We start from the raw sequence: 25036 nt of genomic DNA on the forward strand, positions 1-25036 counted from the left end.
TGACGGCGGCCGGCCGGGCCGTGGTGCCGAGCAGCCGTGCGTGGTTCAGGGGCGCATCGTGGTGCCGCCGTCGGCGCAGAGAATTTGGCCGGTTGTCCATTGGGTGAGGTCGGACAGGAGGAAGGCCACGGTGGCGCCGATGTCGTCGGGCCGGCCATGGCGGGGCGCCGGGGTGCCCGCGAGGATCGTGTCGCGGAACTCGCCGGGCAGGTTGAGTTCGGTCTGCTGGGTCATGACCAGGCCGGGGGCGACGCCGTTGCAGCGGATGCCGTCCTTGCCGTAGCGGCGCGCGACGTGGCGGGTGAGTGCACCGACGCCGGCCTTGGTCACGGAGTAGGCGACCTTGTCGGGCATGCCGGCGTAGACCGCGCCGGACAGGGTGTTGACCACGGATCCGCCGCCGCCGGCGATCATGTGCGGCAGTGCGTGCTTGAGTGTGAGCAGGTAGCCGGTGAGGTTGACGTCGATGGTGCGTTGCCACGCGGCCAGATCGATGCCGATCGCGTCGGTGTCCTTGGCGACCTCGTCGGGATGGATGTTGGCGGCCACGTTGAACAGACCGTCGATGCGGCCGTATGTGGTGATGGCCAATTCGATCTGCTGCTTGACCTGGTTGTCGTCCGCGATGTCGGCGACGGTGGCGATGCCCTCGCCGCCGGCGTCCCGGGCGGCCTGGACGGCGGCTTGGGCCGAGGCCTCGACGACGTCGCCGACCACGATCCGGGCGCCCCCCGCACCGAGGAACTTCGCGGCGGCGTCGGCGATTCCGCCGGCGCCGGCGAAGACGATGACCTTGTCGTGCAAGCCTTGCATGGGTGAGCTCCTACGCGCTGGGGGATGGACCGGCCACGGGGCCGGGCGGATCTCAGGTGATCCTCAAGACCGGGCCGGGGGTGATGCCGTTCTCGTTGAACGAGTCGACGGCGACCCAGTAGTCGGCCCCCGCGTTCAGGCTCCGCAGGTCAAGGTCGTTCTGCTCGTAGAGCAGCCAGCTGTGGTAGAGCTTGTCGGGCGCGATGCCGTAACGGACGTTGTACCCATGGGCCGTCTCGCAGGGCTCCCACTCGATCCGTGCCGTGAGCTCGTCGACCCGCCTCGCCCGCGCGGTGACGGCTGCGGGGGCCGCCCCGTCACCGGTGCCGAAGACCCGCAGGCCGCTGATGGAGATGGGCCCGTCGAAGGGCATCCGGCCGGCCGTGACCCTGACGAACCGAGCCCGCCGTGCAGGCTCGAGCACCATGAACGCGTGCGGAGCGTCTTCGCCCGACCCTCGGTTGTCCGAGGCCGTGTACCACCGCTCGCCGTCCTGTGAGACCTCGATGAGCACCTCGGTCGGGTGGAGGTCGGGGTAGATCGCCCGCCATGCCCCGGTGGCTTCGCCGCCGTCGGTCCTCTCCGGCGCATGCGCGGCCAGACCCTCGTCGGCGAGGTTGAGCTGGATCGCCGCGACGGTGCGCTCCTGGCCGAGGTCGATCTGGAGCCACTGGCCGGGCTCGGCCGTTGCGGCGGTCCACCAGGTGCGGATGTTCTCATTGACCGCGAGGTCGGGTTCGTGGCCTTCCGCGAAGGACGACGCGGTCGTCTTCGCGCGGAACGACTGCAGCATCCACCCGGCGAAGGTTCCGGTCCACGGATCGGTCCGGCGGTCCGGCACGGTCATCGGGTAGTCGGCGAAGTTCTGGTTGCAGAACAGGACGCCGTCGGCGTCGAAACCGGCGGGGAACAGCCCGACGCGCCGTTCGAACTCGTGGTGCACCGAAACGCGCATGGTCGAGGCGTGCCACCAGTTGCCGTGCTCGTCCTGGAAGGTGCTGCCGTGCCCCGCGCCGGTGATGAAGCCGCCGGGCTTCGAGGAGAACGGACTGCTGGGCGCGTACTCGAACGGCCCGAGCGGCGACGACGCGGTGTAGTAGCCGTCCGCGTAGGTGTTCCATTCCGTGCCCGGTGCGGAGTACTGCAGGTAGTAGGTGTCCCCGTGCCGGGTCATCCAGGCACCTTCGATGAACGGGGCGTCACCGAGGTACTCGGCGATCGCCTTGGCCAGTTCCGTCGTGGGTTCGGTCTTGACGTGGTTCTCCCCGACCTGCTCCCAGCCATGGTGCTCGGGATCGCCGCCGATCAGCGGGACCGGTTCGCCGATCCTGTCCATGGTCGCCGGGTCGACCCGAACGCCCATGATGGGCTCCTTGTTCGAACAGCCCCAGTAGAAGTAGACGGCGCCGTCGTCGTCCTGGAAGAGGTTGGGATCCCAGAAGGTGAAGCCCGGGTTCACCAGAGTGAAGTCGTCGGCGAGGGGGTCCTCGCTGCGGAAGAACGGGCTGTCGGTCTGCCGGGACGCCGAGACGTAGAGGGCGCCGTTGATCTCCCGGACGTCGGGAGCGTAGTCGAGCGGCGGAAGTTTCCGGCTGACTCGGTACTCCCAGTTCAGCAGGTCCGTCGAGTGCCAGAAGCCGGCTGACATCGATGCGAAGAGGTAGAACCGGCCGCGGTACCGGATCACCGACGGGTCGGCCGCTTCCCGGTGCACGGACCGCCCCCCGGCCATGGGGCGTAGGTCCTGGTAGCGGTAGGGGAGGTTCAGCGGGTTGCAGATGACCGCTGTCGTGCGGCCGCGGGGGTCGGACGTCATGAGTGCACGCTTCCTTCTTCTTCGGTGGTGTCAGCGCAGTGGCGCGTGTTCATCAGTGACACGAGCCAGTCGCCGTCGAGGGCGCCGCCGGACAGGTTGAGGATCTGGTTCATCGGCATCGACGCGACCATGCGCATCTCGTCACTGTCGTCGTCGGGTTCCGGCCCGCCCTGCGCCATGAGCGGAGCCATGCGAGCCCGAAGTCGGGGACCCGCCACGGGGTGCGCGAGCCAGTCGCCGACGTTCGACTGCAGCGACAGTGGCGGTGCGATGCCGTCACCCTCGAGGTGGACGGACCGCTCGAGGAGTACGGCCGAGGCGTTCTCGCCGACCTGGACGACGTAGGTCCCGTCCGCAACGACCCACCGGGAAAGAGGAACGTCCCAGTACGCGAACGCCCTTCGGTCCAGCCTGAGCCGGACCTCCTTCTCCTGTCCGGGCTCGAGATAGGTCTTGGTGAACGCCGCGAGCGTGCGCTCCGGGCGTCGCACGGGACCGGCCTGCGTGGCGACGTACACCTGCACCACGTACTTGCCGGCGCGGCTTCCGGTGTTCCTCACCGTGACGGTCAGTGACGCCTCGGCAGGTCCCTCGACCCGCACCCGCAGCCCGGCGATGTCGTAGTCGGTGTAGCTCAGGCCGTGTCCGAACGGATAGCGGACCGGGGCGTCGACCGTCTCGTAGTGGCGATAGCCGACCATGACGCCCTCGGAGTAGCGGACGTGGCCCTGCTCTCCGGGGAACGACAGATAGGTGGGGGTGTCCTTGAGGCGCAGGGGGATGGTCTCCGCGAGCCGGCCGGAGGGATTGGCCGCGCCGAAGAGGAGATCGGCGATCGCCGCGCCACCGCCTTGTCCGAGGAGGAAACCTTCCAGGATCGCGTCGACATCGTCGTGCCACTCCTCCAGCGAGACCACTCCTCCGTTCGCGAGCACCACCACGGTCCGCGCGGCCACCGCCGCGACTTCCCTGATCAGCCGTACCTGCGACGCCGGGAGCTCGAGGCGCTGCCGATCGAAGCCCTCGGATTCCTCGGCCTCCGGGTTGCCTGCGAACACGACGACGACCTCTGCCTCGGCAGCGGCACGCACCGCGGCCTCGCGGAGCGCCGTCTCTTCCTCCTCGTCGTCGGTGGCGAATCCCCGCGCGTACGTGAGGGCCGCTCCGCGCGCCGCGGCGTGGGCTCGGATGCACTCCAGCGGGATGTCGACGCTGGTGGCGTTCACATGGGAGCTGCCACCGCCTTGGTAGCGAGGTACGGTCGCGAACTCCCCGATCACGAGCAGGGACGACGGCCGCTCCAACGGGAGGGTGCCGCACGTGTTCTTGAGCAGGACCGCGCATTCGGTCGCCAGCTCGCGGGCCAGCTCGTGGTGCGCGTCCAGGTCCGGTGCAGCGGCATCGTGTCCGGCCGCGTCGACGAGGGCGAGTACGCGCGCCACGGCCTGATCCACCGTCTCCTCCGCGACATGGCCGGCCCGTACGGCGTCGACGAGGGCCTGCGTCGCGTGGTGGCCCGGGCCGGGCATGGACAGGTCCAGGCCGGCGTTCAGTGCCGCGGGACGGCTGCGCACGGCACCCCAGTCGGAGATCACCGCGCCGGTGTATCCCCATTCGGTGCGCAGGACATCGGTGAGCAGGCGGTGGTGTTCCGATGCGGGAACGCCGTTGATCTTGTTGTAGGAGCACATGACCGTGGCCGGTTCGGCGTCGGTGACGACCCGCTCGAAGGCCGAGAGATGGATCTCCCGCAGTGTGCGTTCGTCGATGTCGGCGCTGACCACCATGCGGTCGGTCTCCTGGTCGTTGGCCGCGAAGTGCTTCACCGAGGCCCCGACACCACCGGATTGCAGGGCCCGCACATATGCCGTGGCCAGCACGCCGGACAGGAGCGGGTCCTCCGAGAAGTACTCGAAGTTGCGTCCTGCGAGAGGTGAGCGCTTGATGTTCACGCCGGGGCCGAGCAGGATGTCGACTCCCAGCGCCCGGGCTTCCCTGGCGAGAGCGGTGCCGATCTTCGCCGCCACGTCCTCGCTCCAGCTGGAGCCCACCGCGACGGCGGGCGGGAAGCAGGTCGCCGGTTCGCTGTGATGCAGACCGAGGTGGTCTGTGCCGTGCTTCTGACGCCGGACCCCGTGGGGGCCGTCGGAGAGCACGACCGCGTCGATACCTGCCTCGGGAACGGCCGTGGTGGACCAGAAGCCGCCACCGGTCAGCAATGACGCCTTCTGCTCGAGGGACAGGGCGTCCAAGGGGATGTTCGCCATCGGTTTCCTTCCGTGTGAGGCGAGTTCCGTGGTCAGCGGACGGATCTGACCCGCAGGACGGCGAGACCGCCCAGCACGGTGAAACCGGCAGCGACCACATAGAGGAGCGAGTAGTTCTTGTCGCCGCCCGCGACGATGCCGACGCCGAGGAAGACGGGCGCGACGAGAGGCGCGAGCGACTGCGCGCCGGAGTTCGCGAGTCCGGTGATGCCGACGAACCGGCCTGCGTCGGTGTCCTTCTCGGGCAACACGTCCAGGAGCAGCGCCTGATCGACGGCCGAGAACACACCGAGACCGAGGTTGGTGATGCCCATCCCGACGAGCAGGACCGGGAGGCTCGTGGAGAAGGCCATGACCAGCGCGCCGACAGCGAACATCAGACCGGCGCCGAGGACGAACGGCTTGCGCCGACGCAGCCGGTCGGAAACGAACCCGCTGCCGACGGCACCGACCATGACAGCGACGACACCCACCGAACCGGCGATCGCGACGACCGTCCCTATCTCGGTGACGTCGAGGCGCAGCCGCTGCGCGAAGAGGTAGGCGGTGAAGGTGGAGGTGAGGGTCAGCCCGAAGTAGAACAGGAAGCGCGCGAGCCAGTTCCACGACAAGTCCGGGTAGCGCCGGGGGTCGAGCACGAACTTCGACAGCAGGAGCCTGACGTTGAGTTCCTCTTCGAAGACGCGCTCCCGGCTGTCCTCCTCGGGTACGAAGACGCAGAACAGCAGCACCAGAAGCACACCGATGAACGCCGGAACCATGAAGAGCAGCATCGAGTTCGTGGCCAGGATTCCGCCGAGGACCGAACCGCATACCGGGGCCGCCATCGTGACGACACCGACGAGACCGCCGACCTTCCCGCGCTGCGACTCCGGCAGGCGGTCCGCCTGCGAGTTCGTGATGTTGCCGATGACCGTGTTCCAGCCCAGGGCCGCGACGACCCACCCGGCAACGACAGCAGGGATGTTGGGTGCGACGGCGATGCCGAACAGCCCCACCGAGCCGAGGACGGAGCCGGCGATGAGCCACGGTCGCCGCCGGCCGAGGCGGGTACGGGTGCGGTCGCTGAGGATACCGGCGACCGGTCCGGAAATGAGGGAGACCGCCGCCGCGGCGCCGATCACGTAGCCGAGGTACTCCTCGTTGTCCGGTGCGAGTGCCTTGACCCGGATGGCCAGTGAGATGGCGATGGGTGTGACGAACGCGATGTACGTGCCGAACAACGCGAGCAGGAGCAACCAGATGTAGCGGGAACTCACCTTCGGGAGGTCGTCACCGGGTGTTGCAACGGCGGCAGGGGCCTGCTCGCGTTGGGTTCGCGTCGGCACTGCGGCATGCACGGCGGGACCGACCTCTGGAATCGGTGGGTTTTCGTTCATGAGGACTCCTTCGTCCAGGAATCTGTGAGGTCGTGCGGTCGGCCAGGGTCAGCGAACGAGCGCTTGGGGGCTGACGGCTTCGAGGGCGCCCGCCCGCAGCGCGAGCCGGGCCGGTTCGCACCCTTCGGCGTGGACGGTGACCGTGATGTCCCCGGTCCCGGCGGGGCGGATCACTGACAGTGCACGACCGTCGAAGGTCCGCCTGCTCGGCCCGGAGAAGTTCTCCTCCGAGGCGGGATCGGCGCTGCCGAGTGCCTGCAGGGCGCCGGCGCCCTCCACGGTGACGGTCACGAGCCGGTCCCGTCCCGGGTGCACGTTGCCCGCGCCGTCGGTGAGAGCGATGTCCACGAAGGCGAGGTCGTCGCTGTCGGCACGAAGGTGGGCACGGTCCGCCCGGACGTCGAGCACGAGGGCGTCCTTCGCGGTGACCAGCGTGGTGCGTCCTTGCTCCCGGCCGTCCGAGTACGCGATCGCGACCAATTCACCGGGCCTGTAGAGAAGTTCGAAGTCGGCGCGGAATTCGTGATCACGTCCGGCAGGCGTCCGGCCCACACTGGCCCCGTTCAACAGCAGTTCGATCTCGTCGGCGTCGCTGTACACCTCGACGCCGACCGGCTTTCCCTCGAAGCCCTCCCACGTCCAGCTACCGATCGCATCACTCCAGGACCAGGGGGTTTCCAGAACGGTTTTCCCGTGGTGCTGGGGACGTCGCACGGCGATGTACGGCGTCGACCGGAGCCCGAACACGATCTCCCGGTAATACGACGCGGGGCGCCGCTGACCGGTGATGTCGAAGTCGCCGCACCACGCCGCGAGCCACGGATAGGGCTGAGCGGCCGACGCTGCCCGCGAGTCCGAGTCGCCGTGTCCGACGGAGCCGAGACCGGCCTCGCCGAGGTAGTCCCAGCCCGTCCAGGTGAAGTCACCGATGACGTGAGGGTTCGACATGACGAGTGACCAGTTCTGCGCGATGCGGGACGGGAAGGTCTCCGTTCCGACGATCACCCGGTTGGGGAACCGGTGGCGGTCGAGCTCGTAGCGGCCGTCGCCGTAGTTCAGGCCCGCGACATCGAGGACGGAGAAGGACTCCTCGGTCCGCCTGGTCACTTCCTCGGAGGACGCGATCTGGTTCATCATCGCTCCGACCTGCGCCATCATGCCGTTGACCCCGCCGCTCGGCGGCTGTGCCGGTGCCATCTGCCGTGCCGCGGCGACGACCGTGTCGAGCACCGACACGAATCCGTTGATGCCGTTGGTGATGAAGCGGGTGTCATCGAGGGAGCGGACCTTCTCGGCGAGCCGACGGCTCCACACCCCGCCGAACCGGCTGCCGGTCTCCGGGATCTCGTTCCCGATCGAGTAGAAGATCACGCTCGGGTGGTTGAAGTCCTTCGCGACGAGGGCCGCCACGTCGCGTTCCCACCACTCGCGAAAATCGCCGGCGTAGTCGAAGTCGGTCTTGCCAACGGTCCAGACGTCGAAGGCTTCGTCCATGACCAGCATGCCGAGCCGGTCGCACGCCTCGAGCAGCGCGGAACTGGCGGGGTTGTGGGAGCTCCTGATCGCGTTGAAGCCCGCCGCCTTCAACAACTCGACCCGGCGCTCCTCGGCTCGCTTGACGGCCGCCGCGCCGAGGGGACCGTTGTCGTGGTGCAGGCACGCACCGCGGAGCTTGACCGTGCGGCCGTTGATCCGCAGGCCTTCGGAGGGATCGAGCTGCAGACGCCGGATGCCGAACTCGCTCGCGTGCTCGTCGAGCAGGCGGTCGCCGTCCCGGAGCTGAAGCCGGGCCGTATACAAAGACGGGCTGTCCACGCTCCACAGCGCCGGGTCCGCGACGTACAGCCTGTGCCGGACGGTCGCCCGTTCACCGGGCAGCAGCGTGACCGGGCACCGCTCGCGCGCCACCTCCGCCGAGCCTTCCTCATCCACGGCGGAGGCCAGCTCGACGGTCGTCGTCACGGCTGCGGTGTTCAGCACATCGGCCGCGATCTCCACGACCGCCTGACCGGGCTCGATGTCGGGCGTGCTGATCCGCACCCCGTCGACGGCGATGTGCACCGGTTCCTTCACGATCAGGCGTACGTCGCGGTAGATGCCCGCACCCGTGTACCAGCGGCTGTCCTGGTGCGCACGGCAGTCGACCCGGATCTCATTGACCTCCCCGAAGGAGAGGTAGGGGTCGATCCGCACCGTGAAACGGGAGTACCCAAAGGCGTGCTGGCCCGCCAGCGCTCCGTTGACGTACACCATCGCACCCCGGTAGACCCCGTCGAACTCGAGGAAGAAGCACCGGCCGCGATCGGACTCCTCGACGAGGAGGTCCCTGCGGTACTCGAACGCGCCGCCGGGAAAGTACCCGGCCGCGGCACCGGCAGGTGCGTCCGCTCGTCTCGGCATGGCGATCAGCGCGTCATGCGGAAGCGTCACAGCCGTCCAGTCACCACTCGCGCCGCCGAGCTCCGCGAAGGCACTCACCTTCGTGCGGAAGGCCCACTCGTCATTGAAGGCGGAGATCGCCATGGAGGACTCCTGGTTACGTCGTGTTGTTGCGGAGTTAACGCGCGTCAATAACTAAGCACCGGTCGGTGACGCGCGTCAATGGTTTGTTCGATGCGAGGTGTCGCGCGTCAATTCGCGCTACAGTGACGTCGGAGACGAGGGAACGGGGCAACGGTGGTCGTAAAGAGTCAGGATGTCGCCGACCGGGCCGGCGTTTCGCGGTCCACCGTCAGCCAGATCCTGAACGGCCGCGCAGATCACTTCACGGCCGAGACACGGGCGCGCGTGCATCAGGCGATCGCCGAACTCGGCTACGAGCCGTCCGCCGCGGGCCGTGCCCTGGCCAAAGGATCGAGTGACATCGTCATCGCACTCATCCCGGACACGACCTTCGGAGGGAACCTCCAGGACATCTACAGCGCGCTGACCGACGAGCTGTCCAGGCGGGGACTCACCCTGGTCCTGCGCCTCGCGACGCACACCCCGACATCCCTGGAGCGTGTCATCATCGGGTTGAAACCCCGGGTGGTGCTGTCCCTCACACCGTTCTCCGACGAGGACAGAGGGCTGCTTGAGCGTCGAGGCGTCGAAGCCATCGACCCGGTGAGCTCGTCAAGCCGGGACGCCAATGCCGAGATCGGCACGCTGCAGGCCCGCCACCTGATCGACCGCGGTTACCGGCGTCTCGCCTACGCCCACTTGCACGACGCGCGCAGCGACCCCTTCGGAGACACGCGCGAGCGCGCGTTCGTGGCCGAATGCCGGGCTCGCGGTGTCGACGAACCACGGATTCTCGCGCTCGGGGTCAACGCCAAAGACGCCATAGCCGCACTGGACCAGCTCGGTGAACCAGGCTTCGCCGTCGGCTGTTACAACGACGACATCGCCACCGCACTCCTGCACGCGGCATCCCTTCGCGGCTGGCGGACGCCGCACGACCTGGCACTGATCGGCATGGACCACACCCCCCTGTCCCGCCTCACCACCCCGCCACTCACGACGATGGAGTACGACACTTCCTCGGTCACCGAGGAGACCATCCAAGCGATCCTCCGCCATCTGGACGCAGCGGAAGCCGGGGAGAACCACGCCGAGGTGCGTTTCCGGCTGATCGAGGGCAAGACCACCTGAACACACCGGTCACGTCACCGGCCGGCCAATGAGGCGTGTCAGCTCAGCCGCGGCACCCGGGCACAGTGCCGCCGGTGTCCGCGATCACGCCCGGCCAGGCCTGAACCGCGCCACCGGGGTCACGGCGAACACGCCGCAGGCGGCGGTGACGGTGTTGGCGAAGACGAACCCGGCGAGCGTGAGCAGCAGCAGCCTGCGAGGCCATCCCGCCCTCGCCGCGGGGCCCGTCAAACGAGCGGTGTAACCAGAGTGGTCGGGATTGCTGACGGGCTGCGGGGAGTCGGCCGTCGAAGGTGACGTCGAAGGCGTTGAGCGCGGTCTTCCAGCCCATGGTCCAGCGGGCCCGGCCCTTGCCGGTGGGGTCCAGGCTCGTGATGGCCGTGTAGACGCACTTCAAGGCGGCGGTCTCGTTCGGGAGGTGTCCACGGGCCTTGACCGCCCGCCGGATCCTGGCGTCCACGGACTTCGACAGCTGCGGCACAGCCGCCTCGGTGGTCTCGGGCTCGGTCACGTTCTCGCTGTTCATCGGTACGTCTTCCTTGACCAGGAGTTACACCGAACGTTTCGCAGTCCCCCTCCAGGCTGTCAGCAACCAGCTGAAGAAGTGGTCAACGGTCAACCGCAAACCCTGGCCACGGCCCTGTGGACGCCGAGGCGCGCGAGCGGTTGGACCTGCTGCGGGTGCTCAACACGGAGGGGTTTCCCACGGGCACGACGGGGCCGTCGGGGACAGGGGCGTCGGACACACCTATGCGGTGAAGCGCCGGGGATGAGCCCCGTTTCGGCTCACCGGCCGCCGAGGAAGCTCAGCCTGACCCGGCGGTCCGGGTTGTCGCGGTTCGTGTCCACCAAACTCCGTTAAGAGGTCCTAACAGAGTGTTCGGACGCGTCGGTACAAGATGAGGCAGACCGCCAACTGCAGGAACACGTCGTGGATGTCGTCCCGGCGTTCCCAACGGATCCTCAAGTGCCGGAAGCCGTGCAGCCACGACAGTCCGCGCTCGACCACCCAGCGATGGGCTCCCAGGCCCGATCCATGGGCCTGTCTCCGGTGGGCGATGACCGGTGTGATGCCCAGGGTGCGGACCATGCGGCGGTAACGGTCGTGGTCGTAGCCGCGGTCCGCGTACAGCCGCCGCGGCCGGAACCGGGGACGCCCTCGGCGGCCACGGACCGCGGGAATCGCCTTGAGCAGTGGGAGCAGTTGGGTGACATCGTTGCGGTTGCCGCCGGTGCAGGCCACCGCGAGCGGGGTCCCGCGCGCGTCGGTGATCAGGTGGTGTTTCGAGCCCGGCCGGGCGCGGTCGACCGGGCTCGGTCCGGTTTTGGGCCGCCCCGCAGGGCCCTGACATGGGAGGAGTCGATGGCGGCCCGGGAGAAGTCCAGTTGGTCCGCGCCGCGCAGGCGGGCCAGCAGGATGGCCTGGAGCTGCTGCCAGACGCCGGCCTCGTTCCAGTCCCGCAGTCGGCGCCAGCAGGTCATGCCCGAGCCGAAGCCCAGTTCCTGCGGCAGCCACTCCCACTGGATGTTGGTGGACAGCACGAACAGGATGCCCTGCAGAGCTTTGCGGTCGTCCAGCCGCTTGCGGCCTGGATGATCGGGACGGCGCTCGATCTTCGGCAGAAGCGGCTCGATCAGCGCCCACAGGTCATCGTCGACCTCCCAGGGCTTGGGACGGGACATCACGCACCTCCCGGCCGGAGTAGATCCGCTCCAATACACCCAGGATAGTGCAAATATCTTATTTTGTTAGAGTTTCTAAGGCAACCCCGAGGATAGCTGCCGGAAGAAGGGCTGATCACCACTGTCGGCCCTCCGGGGCCCACCGCTGCTGAGCAGCTCACACGGCCTTCGCATCCGGCTCATCTGCTCCGCGTACACCCCCGTGGGGCCGGAACGCGTAAGAGGCCACACGGCCCCCCGACCGCTGCCGTTCCTGCAGACCCATTGGGACGGAAGTCCTGCTGGCCCGACAGGGATGGTCAGCTCTCGTCCGCGAACAGGCCAAGGCCGTGACGCCGCAGGATCAGACGAAGACGGGCTCAGGGTTCTGCACGTACTGACGAGTGCGGGGTCGCCACCAAGTGGCTCTGTTCCAGGGCGATTTCGCCCTCGAACAGCGGCCGCGCAGGTACTGCGGCCAGCACCTCCGATGACCGTCAGGTCCTCGTCCGCGCGCCCTCGTGGCGGACGACAAGTGGACGAGGCCCATCGAGGGGGTTCGACTGACACCAAACCGCCTCCGACTTACGAGTTGGTGCGTGATAGCGGATGAGGCGTCCTCGCTGGTGGATGGCATGATCCGCTTGTGGCGATCATGGTCAATCGGGCGGTACTCGCGCACCGACTGTTCACCGGGATCTCCCGGCACCATCTGGGCTGCCTGATCGAGGAGTTGGCTCAGCCGTGGCAGGCCGGGGTCGAAGGCCGTCGCCACACAGCGCGAGGCGGGGCGCGAAAGCGAGCCGCCGGAGCCGGTGCCCGCCACCGGCTCGTCTTCACCGACCGGCTGGTGGCCACGCTCATCCATCTGCGACACGACCTGCCGCACTCGGTACTGGGGCTGCTGTTCGGTGTCGACCGCTCCACCATCACCCGGGCGATCGGGGAGATACGCACCCTCCTGGCCCGGCGGGGCTGCGCGGTCCCCGACCGGCCCGGTCTGCGCCTGAAGACACTGGCGGACGTGTTCGCCTACGCCCAGGCCGAGGGCGTCGAGCTGCGCCTGGACGCCACCGAGATCCAGGTCCGCCGGCCCGTGGCCGGCCGCGGGGGACGCCGGGCGTTCGTCTCCGGCAAGAAGAAGCAGAACACTATGAAGGCCACCGTCGTCGCCGACCACCGGGGCCGCACGCTGTGGACCGACGCCCTGCGACCGGGCCGCATCATGCACGACGCGACCGCCACACGCAACGAAGGCATCGACCTCTGCTTCCAGCACTTCCCGACGTGGAGGTCCTCCTGGACGACGGCTACCTCGGCCTGCGACGCGATCACCCAGGCCAGGCGATCACACCACCCAGGAAGCCGAACAAGAGCGCACTCCCTGACGTCCACGCACGCTGGGAACGCGACCGCCACTGGCACTCATCCGACCGCATCACCGTCGAACAGGCCCTCGCCGACCACAAGCGCTGGAAACAACTCATCCGCTGGACCCACCGCCGCGACCGGCTCCCGGACACCTACCGCGCCATCGCCGGCCTCGTCTCCGACCGCACCGCGATCATCTAAACCGCAGTCCCCACGCGGGCCACCACGACCTCATCCGCTATCACGCGCCAACTCGTTAGAAGCCATCTCATTTGGTGAGTCTGCGGTAACAGATCAGGGTGCAGGCGATGCTGGTGAAGGCCAGGAAGTGCTCGGCCTTGCGTTCGTAGCGGCGGTGGAGACGGCGGCAGCCGGCCAGCCAGGACATGGTCCGTTCGATGGTCCACCGGTGGCGCCCGAGCCGCTGCGAGGTCTCGATGCCCTTGCGGGCGATGCGGTGCCGGATGCCCCGCTTCGACAGCCATTGCCGCAGGTGGCGGTAGTCGTAGCCCTTGTCGGCGTGGAGCTTGCCGGGCTTGCGGCGGCGTCGGCCGCGGCGGGAGCGGATCGGGGGTATGCCCTTCACTAGCGGGATCAGGGCCTGGCTGTCGTGCAGGTTGGCGCCGGAGATCCCGACGGAGATGGGCAGACCGGTCCGCTCGGTGATCAGGTGGATCTTCGACCCGTACTTGCCCCGGTCGACAGGATTCGGACCCGTCAGGTCCCCCTTTTCAGGGCCCGCATGTTCACCGAGTCGATCGCGCAACGGGACCAGTCCAGCTCGCTGCGGGAGCCGAGTTCGTCGAGGACCAGGCGGTGCAGCTTGGCCCACACCCGGGCCTTGGACCACTCGGTGAACCTGCGATGAGCCGTCGCGCCGGACGGCCCGAACGACGCCGCGGGCACCTGCTGCCACGTGCAGCCCGACGTCGCCACGAAGACAATCGCGGCCAGCACTTCACGGTCACCGTGCCGACGCCGTCCGCCGCCCTGGGGCCGCGAGGGCGCCTCCGGCACCACTCGCTGGAACAACTCCCACAACTCATCCGGTACCAACCGCTCGACGATCCCCACCATGGTCGGCAGCCTACCGAACCATTTGAACCTTTCGAAGCTGTCGGTCCCTTTCCTGCTCACTCAGTAGAATGTCCCCTGGAAAATCCCTGGGAGCTCCCCGCCTCGGGCTAGCGGACACGGACGCCGTGAGTACCGCTCGATCAAGAACTCCGGACGATGCGCACCTCAGCCCGTGTGACCTCTCAGCGCAACCAGAGCCCCAGTCACGACAGCCATCAACGTAAGTGTGGCCGCGAACGCCTTCGCCGACCGACTCAGTACAGCGGGGTAGGAGGCGCTGTCCCGGCGAGCCAGATAGCCAGCTGCGACCGCGACCAGTGCCGCCACCAAGACAAACAGGGCAAAAGCCAGGGCCGTTACGACACTGCTGCCGTGGATCATGACATCCATCCTTCATACGGGTTGAGTTGATGCAGTTAAAAATCGACAAATAAAGCATCCGCCGTAACATCCGTGAAAAAAATACAAAACCTGGCGCACAGCACGGCATGTTCGGCGGGGCCAAAATCCGGGATCTAAGGGAGCCGGGAAAGCACAAAAGACTGTCGCACCACGAGTAAAAGTGACGAATCTCCGAAGTGCGACATGCAATGGAGCCTTCTCAAGATCACCTCCTCATCCCGCCCCACGACAACCAGAGGGCTACCCCCCCTGATTGACCGCACCAGCCTGGAGCCGAAAATCCGTCGACGCAAGTCGACTACCAACCAGCGAGAGATCTGCGATATAGCCGCGAACATTCAAGTAGAAAGCGGGAGAATTCCACCATTTACCACGACCTCCACGTGACACACATACCTTCCACCTGGACAGAAGGGGTGCAGGCGAACCCAAACGCGACTATTGGGAATAGTTGCCACAAACTACGCAACTTCGCGGCGGCTCAAGCCGTTGCTAGCTCATTCCCAGATACATGTAATATGTTGCCGAAAGTTCTTGCACCGAATTGATGGACTTCGTTAGGATGCAACCCTGGGCCCGGTGCATTCGCCGCCGACCTCATGAACCGGGGGAGTCGTCAAGCATGTTGAGCCACACCATGCCTTCAAGTCGTCACATCAACGACTGAAGACAATTTTTTCGATCAGATCTTCGGCCGGAGATTTCATTGCCCGTGCTGAAGACTGCTTTCTTTCGAAGTAATCTGGGGGATGTTCTTTCGTGTCCTTTTCTGCGCCGGAAACGAACAGCGTCGTCAAGGCGGTCGAGGACCTGTCACAGCGGGTCCTGAATGTCTACAGAGCCGACCCGGGCCACGTCCTGGAGCACGCGAACAATGAGCGACGCATCACCCAAGGGGGTTACGGTGAGCGACAGATCTACGAGCTCGTCCAGAACGGCGCGGACGAGAACATGGAACGGAGCCCCGGAGTCGCGGGCACGATCCACGTGATCCTCACGGCCAGACACCTCTACTGCGCCAACACCGGCACGCCCATAACCCCTGCCGGCGCCGACACGATCCTGCGCATGGCCGTGTCCCGGAAACGAACCGGGAAAATTGGACGCTTCGGGGTGGGCGTCAAGTCGGTGCTGAGCGTGTCGGACACTCCTCGCTTCTACAGCACGACCGGCTCCTTCGGCTTCGACAAGAAGTGGTCGGCCCAGGTCATCCGGGACACGGTCCCCGACCTCTCGGCGCTGGACCCCACCCCGGTGCTACGGATGGCGCAACCGCTGGACCTGGACGCGGACCGTCGGCTCGACGAGCATCTCGACGAACTCATGACGTGGGCGTCGACGACGGTGGTGCTCCCACTGCACGACGGTGCCGATGACCGGCTGGGGCGGGACATCATCAACTTCCCGGCACACTTCATGCTCTTCTCCCCCCACATGGACCGCCTCGTTCTTGAGGACACTCGTGCCGGCCACGGGCTGCGCCGGGAGATCACGCAGGAGAGAGAGGGCATCCGACGCCGAGTCGTGGAGCAGCACGATGGTGCCCGCCACAGCAGTGAGCGCTGGTTCGTCTTCAGCGTCGACCACGAGCCGAGCCCAACTGCGGCGCAGACAGCGGGAGAGCTGCATGATCGACCTGTCGTCACCATTTCCTGGGCGGTTCCCGACAAGGGCGTCCCGCTGCGCCTGAAACGAGGAAACTTCTGGGCCTACTTCCCGACCAACTACGACACGACCCTGACCGGCATCCTCAACGCGCCCTGGAAGACCCCGGAGGACCGCCAGAACCTGACCAAGAGCGACTTCAACGAGGAGTTGGTGACCAGGGCCGCGGAGCTCGTGGTCGACTCGATCCCTCAGCTGTACGAGGAGAAGGATCCGGCGTCCTATCTCACCTTGCTCACGGCCCGTGGCCGGGAGGCCTCTCAATGGGGCGATGAGATGCTAAGTCAGAAGGTGTTGCAGGCGGCTGCCCACAGGCCCTCGTTGCCGGACCAGGACGGAACCCTCCGCCTCCCCAAGGAACTGCGCTTGCATCCGGAGAACCTCGCACCGACCTGGCTGGAACAGTGGGCAACCCACCCGGGCCGTCCCAAGAACTGGTGCCACCACAGTGTGGAGAGTCGTGAAAGGCGGTCCCGGGCAAGGGACATCCTTGACCAGGCCGGCGTCGCTCCATCCTCGCTGCGCGACTGGTTGGAAGCACTCGTCTCCGACCGCAGTGTCGAAGGGGCGAAGTACGCACTGGCCCTTGCAGCCTCCGTCGTGGAGGCCGGCAACCAGCACCAAGTGGCCGAGGCCCGGGCTGCGCGGCTCCTGCTGACCGAGCGGGGTGATTTCCGTTCGTCCTCCGAAGGCACGGTTTTCCGCCGACACGACGGCGTTCGTCTCCCGTACGAGACGACGGTGTACCTGCATGAATCGATCGCAAGCGACGTCGAGATGCTCCACGCGCTGAAGGTCCTGGGTGTCGAGGAGGCCAATGCCTCCGGACGGCTGCGGGCCGCCGTGTCGTCGGGCTTCGCCAGGTACAAGAACAACGACTGGGACGACTTCTGGTCTCTCGCACGCACAGTCGAGCGTGACGAGTTGGTCAGCATCATCAAGGAGCGTTACCCCGAGCCCGAAAAAGTTCTCAAGGTGCACACCGCCACTGGCCAGTACCGGGTCATCCGTGACTGCATCCTAGGAGGCCCCGTTGTGCCCGTGGACGGACAGCGCGATGCCTCGATTCTCGTGGACCCGGTTTTCCATGCAGGCGACGCGGAGGTACTCAAAGCCCTTGGTGCCGTTGATCGACCGGTGATCCGGGTGAATCCTCGCCCAGACTCCTGGTTCAGCGACTACAGCAATGTCATGTACAACGAGTTCTGCGCGACCCTCGGGCCTAACAGCTCCCGCCCACGAGCGTCCTCCGTGAGTCTCATCGGCCAAGATCCTCCTGGCCCCCTGCACCTTCTGCGGGAGCTCTCCCCGGAAGGTAGGGCCGCGTTCGCGCGGGAGCTCCCTGATCTCGGGATCGTGCCCGACTGGCGATGCATCCGGACTTCCGGACAGGGTGGGGACCTCCGTGTCGTGTCACCCCTGGTCTGGCTGCTCCGTCAGCAGGGCATGCTCGGTACCTCGCTCGGAGTGAGGCGGCCGACTGCCGCGGTGAGCCCCGAGCTGGACGTGGACAGCATCCTGCTCCCCGTTGCCGATCTTTCCGTCACGTATGCACGTGCACTCGAGCTGCCTTCCAACTTCCAGGACGTACCGGCTGCTTTGTGGGCCGAACTGGTCCAACGAGCGGACTCGGCGACAGATACCGAGTTCGTCGGAAGGGCCTACGCATTTCTGGCCCGATCAGCCCCCTCAGGCACTCTGGAGCACAAGGAGCACGTCTTCCGTTGCCGGGTGGGTGACGACTGGGAGGTGCAGCGGAGCGAGAGCATCGCCGTCACATTCGACGAGGCCCAGTACGACGTCCTGCTCCGTGAGCGTGTGCCCGCGCTCCTCGTCCCCACCGACACCGACGCACATTTCCTGGTCGACCGATTCCGTTTCCGGATCCCCTCCGACCTTCTGGTCGAGGAGATCCACTCCGTCCCGCTGGCGGAGCCGGTGTCCCTGACCGATGTCTTCCCACGGTTGCGTCAGGTTCTGCCTCGAGGGTCTGCCTGGAAGCTGGCGCACTGCTCCGACCTGGTCAGGATCATCCGTGGCCCGGAGGGTCGACGGGAGCAGGCACTGACCGAAGCTGTCCAGGGGCTCACCGTTCTGCTCTGTGGGGAGCACGACGAGAAGTCGAGCCTGGAAGCGGTGGATCGGCTCCTGGGGTTGCGCCTCGGCGTCGATGGACGCGAAGCGCTCCTCCGCCAGCAGGAACAGGACCAGAACGACAGAAGGTTGCTGAAGGTCCGCCAGGAGACCGACCCGGCCACCAAGCTCTTGCTCGCCCTCGGCGAGAGTCGACTGATCTCCGAGCTCCCTCCAGGGCTGGCGCTCGCCGACGCGGAGTTGCGCGGAACCGGCATCGACGGCATGCGCGCGGCGCAACTACTGCTCGCCGCTCACGGGGAGGACATCCTACGTGTGCTCGCATCAGCGCTCACCGAAGCGGGCTTCGAGGTGCCGCAGACCTGGACGGGTGGGTCGGCTGCGCGGAGCTTCGTCCGTGCATTCGGTTTTCCGGAGTCCTGGGCCGGCGACCCGCAGACTTCCGGCTCCCCCTCTCCTTACGAAACCGTCCCTGGCCCACGCAAGTCTTTGGAGCTGCATGACTACCAGAAAACACTGGTGCAGCGCATGTACGACCACCTCGCCCAGGGCGAGGAGAAGCGGGCGATGCTGCAGATCCCCACGGGATCGGGCAAGACGCGGATCGCTGTCGAGGCAGGAGTCCGGGCGATACGCGACGACCTCCTCGACCGCCCGATCCTCTGGATCTCCCAGAGCCAGGAACTGGCGGAGCAGGCCATCGAGACCTGGGCCTACGTCTGGCAGACGCAGGGGTCGGGGAAACCGCTACGGATCACCCGATTGTGGGGTGGAATGCCGGATGCCGTTCCCGTCTCCGACGGGCCGCAGGTGGTCGTTGCCCTCGACGACACCGCGGTGCTGAGGCTCCCGAAGGAGGACTACGCCTGGCTGCGTGACTGCGCCCTCGTCATTGTCGATGAGGCCCACTTCGCCGTACCGAAGACCTACACGCGCATCCTCGACGCTCTCGGTATCGACCAGTACCGCACCTCGCGTCATCTGGTCGGTCTGACAGCAACAGCCTTCCGCGGTGACAGCGACGACGAGACGCGGACTCTGGCCTCCCGTTTCGGGCACAAGCGCCTCGACTTCGGCGTCTTCCAGGACGACGACGCCTACAAGCATCTGCAGTCCATGAAGGTCCTGGCCGAGGTCGAGCACGAGGAGTTGCTCGGCGGCTCCTACGCGCTGGACCCTAAGCAGGTGGCCGAGATGCAGAGCACCCATGCGATGGCCCTGCCTGCGGACGCCGTCAGGCGCCTCGCCCAGGACGTCCCACGCACCCGGCGCATCGTGGACAGGATCGAGGAATTGCCCCCCGACTGGCCTGTCCTGGTCTTCGCCACCTCTGTGGAGCATGCTCAGGTCCTTGCCGCACTGTTGCAGGACCGTGGCATCACAGCGGCCTCGATCGACGGAAGGACACCGCCGAGCACCAGGCGACGCCGCATTGCCGCGTTCAAGGAGAACAGGATCAGGGTCCTGACCAACTACAAGGTACTGACTCAGGGATTCGACGCTCCTGCTGTCCGCGCCGTCGTGGTGGCTCGCCCCACGTTCAGCCCGAACACCTACATCCAGATGATCGGCCGGGGCTTGCGCGGCAAACTCAACGGTGGCAAGGAGTCCTGCCTGATCCTCAACGTGGCCGACAACATCGAGAACTTCGGTCGCGGGCTCGCCTACACACGTATGGAGCATCTGTGGCACCGGAGGACCCCGTGACGGCATCCGCAGCGGCGGCAGATGAGCCGACGGACGGCCAGCGCCGCATCATCGAGGAGTCTGCCGGACGCAAGGTGCTGGTTACCGCGGGCGCCGGAACCGGTAAGACATTCACATTGGTCAGGAGGATCGAGCACCTCTCCTCGGAAGGTCTGGCCGGCGGAGACCTTCTGGTTCTGACCTTTTCGCGCGCCGCCTCGGCCGAGTTGCGCGAGCGATTGCGGTCACTCGGCGGCAGGTCACAACACGTGCGTGTCTCGACATTCGACGCCTGGGCCCTTGCGTTGCTCAGGGAGACCGCGAACGACGAGGCCTGGCACGCCTCTTCCTTCGACGAACGGATCCGTGCGGCCGTTCGGCTCATCGAGGGCGAGACGACGGCTCCCGAGTCGCTCGACGAGATTCGACACGTCATCGTTGACGAGGTCCAGGACCTTGTCGGCGATCGTCGGCGACTCGTGACGACCTTTCTGGAAGCCTACGAGTGCGGCTTCACCATTGTCGGCGACCCGGCCCAGGCCATCTACGGCTTTCAGGTCAGGGATCCGGAAGAGCGGGCCCACGAAACAGGTAGGTTCTTCTCCTGGCTCCGCACGCGGTTCGAGGGTGAACTCATCGAGTTCACCCTCGCCGAGAACTTCCGGGTCGCTTCCGACGAAGCGGGCTGCGCGCTCCCCTACGAGGCCGCGGTTCGCTCCTGCGTCACCTCCTCGGAAGCCGACACAGTGCACGAGCATCTGCGCACGGAGTTGGCCACCAGGCTGGAGTTCGGCGACCTGGAGGTCCCTTACGTGCGGGCCCACCTCTGCAACTCCAGCGTGACGACCGCCGTCCTGTGCCCCACCAACGGCGATGCACTGCTGATCTCGCGCTGGTTGGCCGATCTGGGCATCGGCCACCGGGTCCGCAAAGGCGCCGGTGAACATGCCGTTCCCTCATGGGTCGCAGGGATCGTGTCCCAACTATCGGACGCCGTCTCGGTCTCGGAGGACCGGTTCCTCGAAGCATGGGAGGCTCTGCAGCACACGCCCAACCCTGACCGAAGCCGGAACGCGTGGCGGTTGCTTCTGCGGGCCGCGGGCGACCGGAGCGGACGTGTCATCGAGGTGGGGCGCCTCCACGAAGCCGTCGCCCGTGGGAACCTGCCGGACAGCCTCGTGGCGCAGGAGGACGACGGCCTGCTGGTCTCGACGTTCCACCGCGTCAAAGGACTCGAGTTCGACCGGGTGCTCGTCGTCGACCCGGGCCCACCGGACGACGGTCGCGAGCAGGTGGCTGCCGATCGCTGCGACACAGCCCGGGCCCTCTACGTGGCGATGACCCGGGCCCGTCACGAGTTGTACCGCCTGCAGCCGCCCGACGCATATCTCACCCGTTCCCGCGGAGTCCGACTGGTACGGAGGGTCAAGGGCACGGATCGATGGGGGCGGTACGGCTACAAGCGGAGCCATCGGTTGGGTCTTTCCGTCCTGGCCGGGGACGTCCATCGTGACCACCCGGCAGGGCTCGAACACGTCATTCGCGACCCCGGGCAGGTGCAGAAGTACCTGGCCTGCAAAGTCTTCCCGGGTGACGAGGTGGTCTGGACACGACTGGACGAGGTGGCCGAGGCACACGAGAGCCGAACGGCTCCCGGTTACGCCCTGCTCCACGACGAACAAGTCGTCGGCGTCGCCTCCGAAGCCTTCCGTCGCGACCTCTACCGCTTCATGCAACAAGGGAAGTCACACCAGCCGGCACACTGGCCTCGCAGCATCACCGGAACCCGGATCGATCTCGTCGAGACCGTCGCCGGCGAGGACGCCGCAGCCGTGCGCGCCGGTCTCGGCGCGCACGGACTCTGGCTTGCACCGCGGCCGATCGGTATCGGCCGGTTCCACTACGACGGCAGGATCGAGGACGCATGACGGACGACCACGAGCAGCACTACGGCTTCCGCGAACAGTTGGTCGAGCGATTGAAGTCGGACCTGCTCGGCCCGCACGGAGAACACGACCAGGACCTCGAGATCCTTGACGACTGGCCGGTCACCACCTACTCCACCGGGGTACTGTCCCCCCGCGTCGCAGGCCCGACAGAATCGGAATGGTCCGATCCGGAAACCGCGGAGCAGGACCTCGACGATGCCGACTCCACTGTGGCGGTGAACGAGTTCCCCGATGCGGACATCGTGCTTACCAAGGTCAAGCGTCCCTCGGCGACCGGTCTCACCTTTGCCGTCGACCCGGCGCGCAGCCGCCACATACTCGTGCACGTGTCCGCGGCCGTGTACGAGCCGGTGGGGCTCTCGGGTGAGCCTGTGGTACCCGAGCGTACCGAACAGGGCAGCACCGAAATACCCCAGGTGCGCTGGCGCCGCCGTCCCCTCCAGCTCCCCCCTACACCCGTTGACGTTCAGGGACCACGCGCAGAAGAGGTGGAACTCGACAACGGCCTGCGCCTGCGCCTGCGCGTTCGTCCTCCTCGCGGGCCCCGAAACACGATCTCCGTGACCGCCACCCTCGTGAACACCCACCCCGTGGAGCAGCAGGAGATCAAGGATTCGAAGTGTTTCTTCCAAGTGGGACTGCGGATCACGGTTCCCGACCGAAGCGCGGCGCTCGTGGAACGCCCGACGGTCCGCGAACTCGACGACGAGAGCCGGCTCACCCTGCTCCTCCACCGTCACGCCCCCACATTCGCCGTCGGCCACGGCTGTGCGGTGGACTGGTCCTGGACCCCCTCGGCGGTCGGAGGGCCCGCGCGACATGAGACACCCGCGGGAGTCAACTCCGTGTGGACGGAACACGTCCCCGTGAACGAGGTCTTGCTCGCCGACTCGAACTCCTCCGTACCCGGCGCCCTCCTGAGCATGCAGTACCTCGCCGCTGCACCGAAGCAGGAACTGATCGACTCCCTACGCAAGTTCGTCTCACTGTACGGGAACTGGATCGACGACCGTGTCGCGGACGCGGAGCTGCTGCGCGACGGAATCTACGGCGATCCCTCCTACGTGCACCTTGCCGAGGAGCAGTTGGAGCGCTGCCGTGTCGCCCAGCGGCGCATGAGCGCCGGTGTGGACCTCTTGGAACGCGATCCCGATGCATTGAAGGCATTCCGTCTCGCCAACCGCGTCATGGCGCTCCAGCGCGGCAGAGGCCAGTGGATCAAGCGGGAGCGTGTGGGTGAGTCCTCGCCCGAGGGCTCGTGGCGGCCGTTCCAGCTCGGGTTCATCCTGCTGTGTCTCAACGGCATGGTGGATCCGGCGCACTCCGACCGATCCGTCGCCGACCTCCTCTGGTTCCCGACGGGTGGCGGCAAGACGGAGGCTTACCTCGGGCTGATCGCCTTCGCAGTTTTCCACCGACGCCTGCGCCACGGCGCGTCGGGGGGCGGGGTGAGTGTGCTCATGCGGTACACCTTGCGATTGCTCACCCTTCAACAGTTCGAGCGTGCAGCCCTGTTGATCTGTGCGATGGAGAGCGTACGGGCCGAGCAACCGAAACGCCTGGGGCAGGAACAGATCTCCATCGGCATGTGGGTGGGGAGGGCTGCCACACCCAACAATCTCAAGGATGCCGAGAAAGCACTGAAGAAGCTCAAGCGCGGTGAAAAGCTCCAAGAGGAGAACCCCGTCCAGCTCAAGGCCTGCCCCTGGTGCGGCACCTCCTTGTTGGTCCGGAACCATGAGGTCGACGTGCCCGGGAACCGCATGGTCATCCGCTGCGACAACCGCGCGTGCGACTTCTCCCCCGGCCTCCCTGTGCACGTCGTCGACACGGAGCTCTACCGAGTCCGGCCCACGCTCGTCATCGCCACCGCTGACAAGTTCGCCCGTGTTGCCTGGCGTGAGGACGTCGCGGCGCTCTTCAACCGGGACAAGGGCCGGCTCTGGCAAAGCACCCCACCACCGGAGCTGGTGATTCAGGACGAACTTCACCTGATCTCCGGACCACTCGGAACCCTCGCCGGCCTCTACGAAACGGCTGTGGACATCGCATGCGCCCACCCGAAGATCATCGCCTCCACGGCGACGATCCGGCGCGCCCAGGAGCAAGGACGAGCGCTGTTCGGGAGGGACGTGGCGCAGTTCCCACCGTCCGGCCTGGACGCCCGCGACTCATGGTTCGCTGTCGAGGCCCTCAGGGAGCGGAAGCCGTCACGGCTCTACGTGGGTCTTCTCGCGCCCGGGCTCTCCCAGGCGACCCTCCTCATCCGCGCCTATGCGTGCCTCCTGCACAACGCAGAGCACCTTCGATGTCCGGACCATGCGGTACGGGACACCTACTGGACGCTGCTGGGGTACTTCAACAGCCTGCGACTGCTCGGTGCTGCCGAACTGCAGGTGAACGCGGACGTCAACGAACGCCTCAGGGCGCTGGCGGCGCGTGACGATGTGGAACCTCGGCAGGTCGTCCCGACCGAGATCACCAGCCGTGTCCCGTCCAGTGACCTTCCAGGGCTCCTCGGCGCCCTCGGACAATCCCTTGGGACCGGGTCTGCTCTGGACGTGCCGCTGGCAACCAACATCATCTCCGTCGGTGTCGACTTCGACCGCCTCGGCCTGATGGCCATGACCGGGCAGCCACAGACAACTGCCGAGTACATCCAGGCCACCAGCCGTGTCGGCCGCGCCCACCCCGGTCTCGTCGTGACCCTGTTCAACGCGGCCCGATCCAGGGACCTCTCCCATTACGAGAACTTCGTCGGCTACCACTCGGCTCTCTACCGGCAGGTCGAATCGACCAGCGTTACCCCCTTCGCGGCACGCGCCCGTGACAAGGCTCTCCATGCCGCATTCCTCGGACTTGCCCGCCTCCTCCACCCCGAGATCCGCGCGAACGCCGACGCCAAGGATGTGAACAGCTTCGGTCAGCAACTGGTCTCGGTCCGCGAGAAGTTGGTGAAGCGCATCCGACAGGTCTCACCTATCGAGGCCGAGCACGCAGACGCGGAGATCCGTGCTTTCGTCGACCACTGGCATCAACTCGTGGAGACCAACAAGGAGCTGAAGTACGAGGCCGATTTCGAGTTCAAGGCCGACCCTCACCGCAGGCCGGACCTGGCCCTGCTCCGCACCCACGTAGACCACGACCTCACCGAGGCCCGCCCCACCTTGTGGAGCCTGCGCGATGTCGACGTCGAGTCCCACCTGTACCTGGAGAGCTGAC

General features: G+C 66.8%; 11 protein-coding genes and 2 pseudogenes. 5 read left to right on the forward strand and 8 right to left on the reverse strand.

The genetic code is table 11. From position 1 onward, the window contains the following. Window positions 1-45 precede the first annotated feature (45 nt). Genes ACWZEH_RS03275 through ACWZEH_RS03295 form a run of 5 tightly spaced genes read right to left on the reverse strand, consistent with a single transcriptional unit; the run spans window position 46 to window position 8798 of the window. On the reverse strand, window positions 46-813 hold the full coding sequence (locus ACWZEH_RS03275; RefSeq protein ID WP_456195454.1) for an SDR family NAD(P)-dependent oxidoreductase: 768 nt from the start codon (window positions 811-813) through the stop codon (window positions 46-48). A 52-nt stretch (window positions 814-865) separates the two neighbouring features. Continuing rightward, on the reverse strand, window positions 866-2629 hold the full coding sequence (locus ACWZEH_RS03280) for a family 43 glycosylhydrolase (RefSeq protein WP_456195455.1): 1764 nt from the start codon (window positions 2627-2629) through the stop codon (window positions 866-868). Next, window positions 2626-4896, reverse strand: a complete 2271-nt coding sequence (locus ACWZEH_RS03285; protein WP_456195456.1) for a beta-glucosidase — start codon at window positions 4894-4896, stop codon at window positions 2626-2628. Before ACWZEH_RS03285 ends, ACWZEH_RS03280 begins: the two co-directional genes overlap by 4 nt. A 32-nt stretch (window positions 4897-4928) precedes the next feature. After that, complete coding sequence (locus ACWZEH_RS03290) at window positions 4929-6275, reverse strand: MFS transporter (protein WP_456195457.1); 1347 nt, start codon at window positions 6273-6275, stop codon at window positions 4929-4931. A 48-nt stretch (window positions 6276-6323) separates the two neighbouring features. Then, the gene (locus ACWZEH_RS03295) at window positions 6324-8798 is read right to left on the reverse strand and encodes a glycoside hydrolase family 2 TIM barrel-domain containing protein (protein WP_456195458.1); all 2475 of its coding nucleotides are present in this window, start codon (window positions 8796-8798) and stop codon (window positions 6324-6326) included. Window positions 8799-8951: 153 nt separating this feature from the next. Here ACWZEH_RS03295 and ACWZEH_RS03300 point away from each other — a divergent pair, with 153 nt between their 5' ends. Then, entirely contained in the window at window positions 8952-9908 is a 957-nt protein-coding gene (locus ACWZEH_RS03300) for a LacI family DNA-binding transcriptional regulator (RefSeq protein WP_456195459.1), read from the forward strand. Window positions 9909-10176: 268 nt separating this feature from the next. Here ACWZEH_RS03300 and ACWZEH_RS03305 read toward each other — a convergent pair. Further along, window positions 10177-10374 (reverse strand): annotated as a pseudogene (locus tag ACWZEH_RS03305) (IS256 family transposase); the annotation flags it as partial. 402 nt (window positions 10375-10776) lie between these two features. Further along, window positions 10777-11591 (reverse strand): IS5 family transposase gene (locus ACWZEH_RS03310; RefSeq protein WP_456195460.1). Its coding sequence is split into 2 segments (ribosomal slippage): window positions 10777-11234 and window positions 11234-11591, totalling 816 coding nucleotides; the frame shifts between segments, so codons are not numbered across the junction. Window positions 11592-12225: 634 nt separating this feature from the next. On the opposite strand from ACWZEH_RS03310, the pseudogene ACWZEH_RS03315 reads away from it, so the two are divergent. Further along, window positions 12226-13142: pseudogene (locus tag ACWZEH_RS03315) on the forward strand (transposase). A gap of 67 nt (window positions 13143-13209) precedes the next feature. Here ACWZEH_RS03315 and ACWZEH_RS03320 read toward each other — a convergent pair. Beyond that, a protein-coding gene (locus ACWZEH_RS03320) for an IS5 family transposase (protein WP_456195461.1) occupies window positions 13210-14018 on the reverse strand; the annotation gives its coding sequence in 2 pieces (ribosomal slippage) (window positions 13210-13671 and window positions 13674-14018; 807 coding nt in all). A gap of 1161 nt (window positions 14019-15179) precedes the next feature. Between ACWZEH_RS03320 and ACWZEH_RS03325 the strand changes: the two genes are divergently transcribed. Genes ACWZEH_RS03325 through ACWZEH_RS03335 form a run of 3 tightly spaced genes read left to right on the forward strand, consistent with a single transcriptional unit; the run spans window position 15180 to window position 25035 of the window. Next, on the forward strand, window positions 15180-19886 hold the full coding sequence (locus ACWZEH_RS03325) for a DEAD/DEAH box helicase (protein ID WP_456195462.1): 4707 nt from the start codon (window positions 15180-15182) through the stop codon (window positions 19884-19886). Further along, window positions 19865-21793, forward strand: a complete 1929-nt coding sequence (locus ACWZEH_RS03330) for a UvrD-helicase domain-containing protein (RefSeq protein ID WP_456195463.1) — start codon at window positions 19865-19867, stop codon at window positions 21791-21793. Before ACWZEH_RS03325 ends, ACWZEH_RS03330 begins: the two co-directional genes overlap by 22 nt. Beyond that, window positions 21790-25035 (forward strand): helicase-related protein, encoded by a 3246-nt coding sequence (locus ACWZEH_RS03335; protein ID WP_456195464.1) that lies wholly within the window; start codon window positions 21790-21792, stop codon window positions 25033-25035. Before ACWZEH_RS03330 ends, ACWZEH_RS03335 begins: the two co-directional genes overlap by 4 nt. Window position 25036: the final 1 nt, after the last annotated feature.

The organism is Streptomyces yamdrokensis (assembly GCF_053890455.1).

Coding starts and splice junctions, on each gene's coding strand:
- ACWZEH_RS03275 (WP_456195454.1), bottom strand. CDS start 813: ATGCAAGGCTTGCACGACAAGGTCATCGTCTTCGCCGGCGCCGGCGGA.
- ACWZEH_RS03290 (WP_456195457.1), bottom strand. CDS start 6,275: ATGAACGAAAACCCACCGATTCCAGAGGTCGGTCCCGCCGTGCATGCC.
- ACWZEH_RS03285 (WP_456195456.1), bottom strand. CDS start 4,896: ATGGCGAACATCCCCTTGGACGCCCTGTCCCTCGAGCAGAAGGCGTCA.
- ACWZEH_RS03335 (WP_456195464.1), top strand. CDS start 21,790: ATGACGGACGACCACGAGCAGCACTACGGCTTCCGCGAACAGTTGGTC.
- ACWZEH_RS03295 (WP_456195458.1), bottom strand. CDS start 8,798: ATGGCGATCTCCGCCTTCAATGACGAGTGGGCCTTCCGCACGAAGGTG.
- ACWZEH_RS03280 (WP_456195455.1), bottom strand. CDS start 2,629: ATGACGTCCGACCCCCGCGGCCGCACGACAGCGGTCATCTGCAACCCG.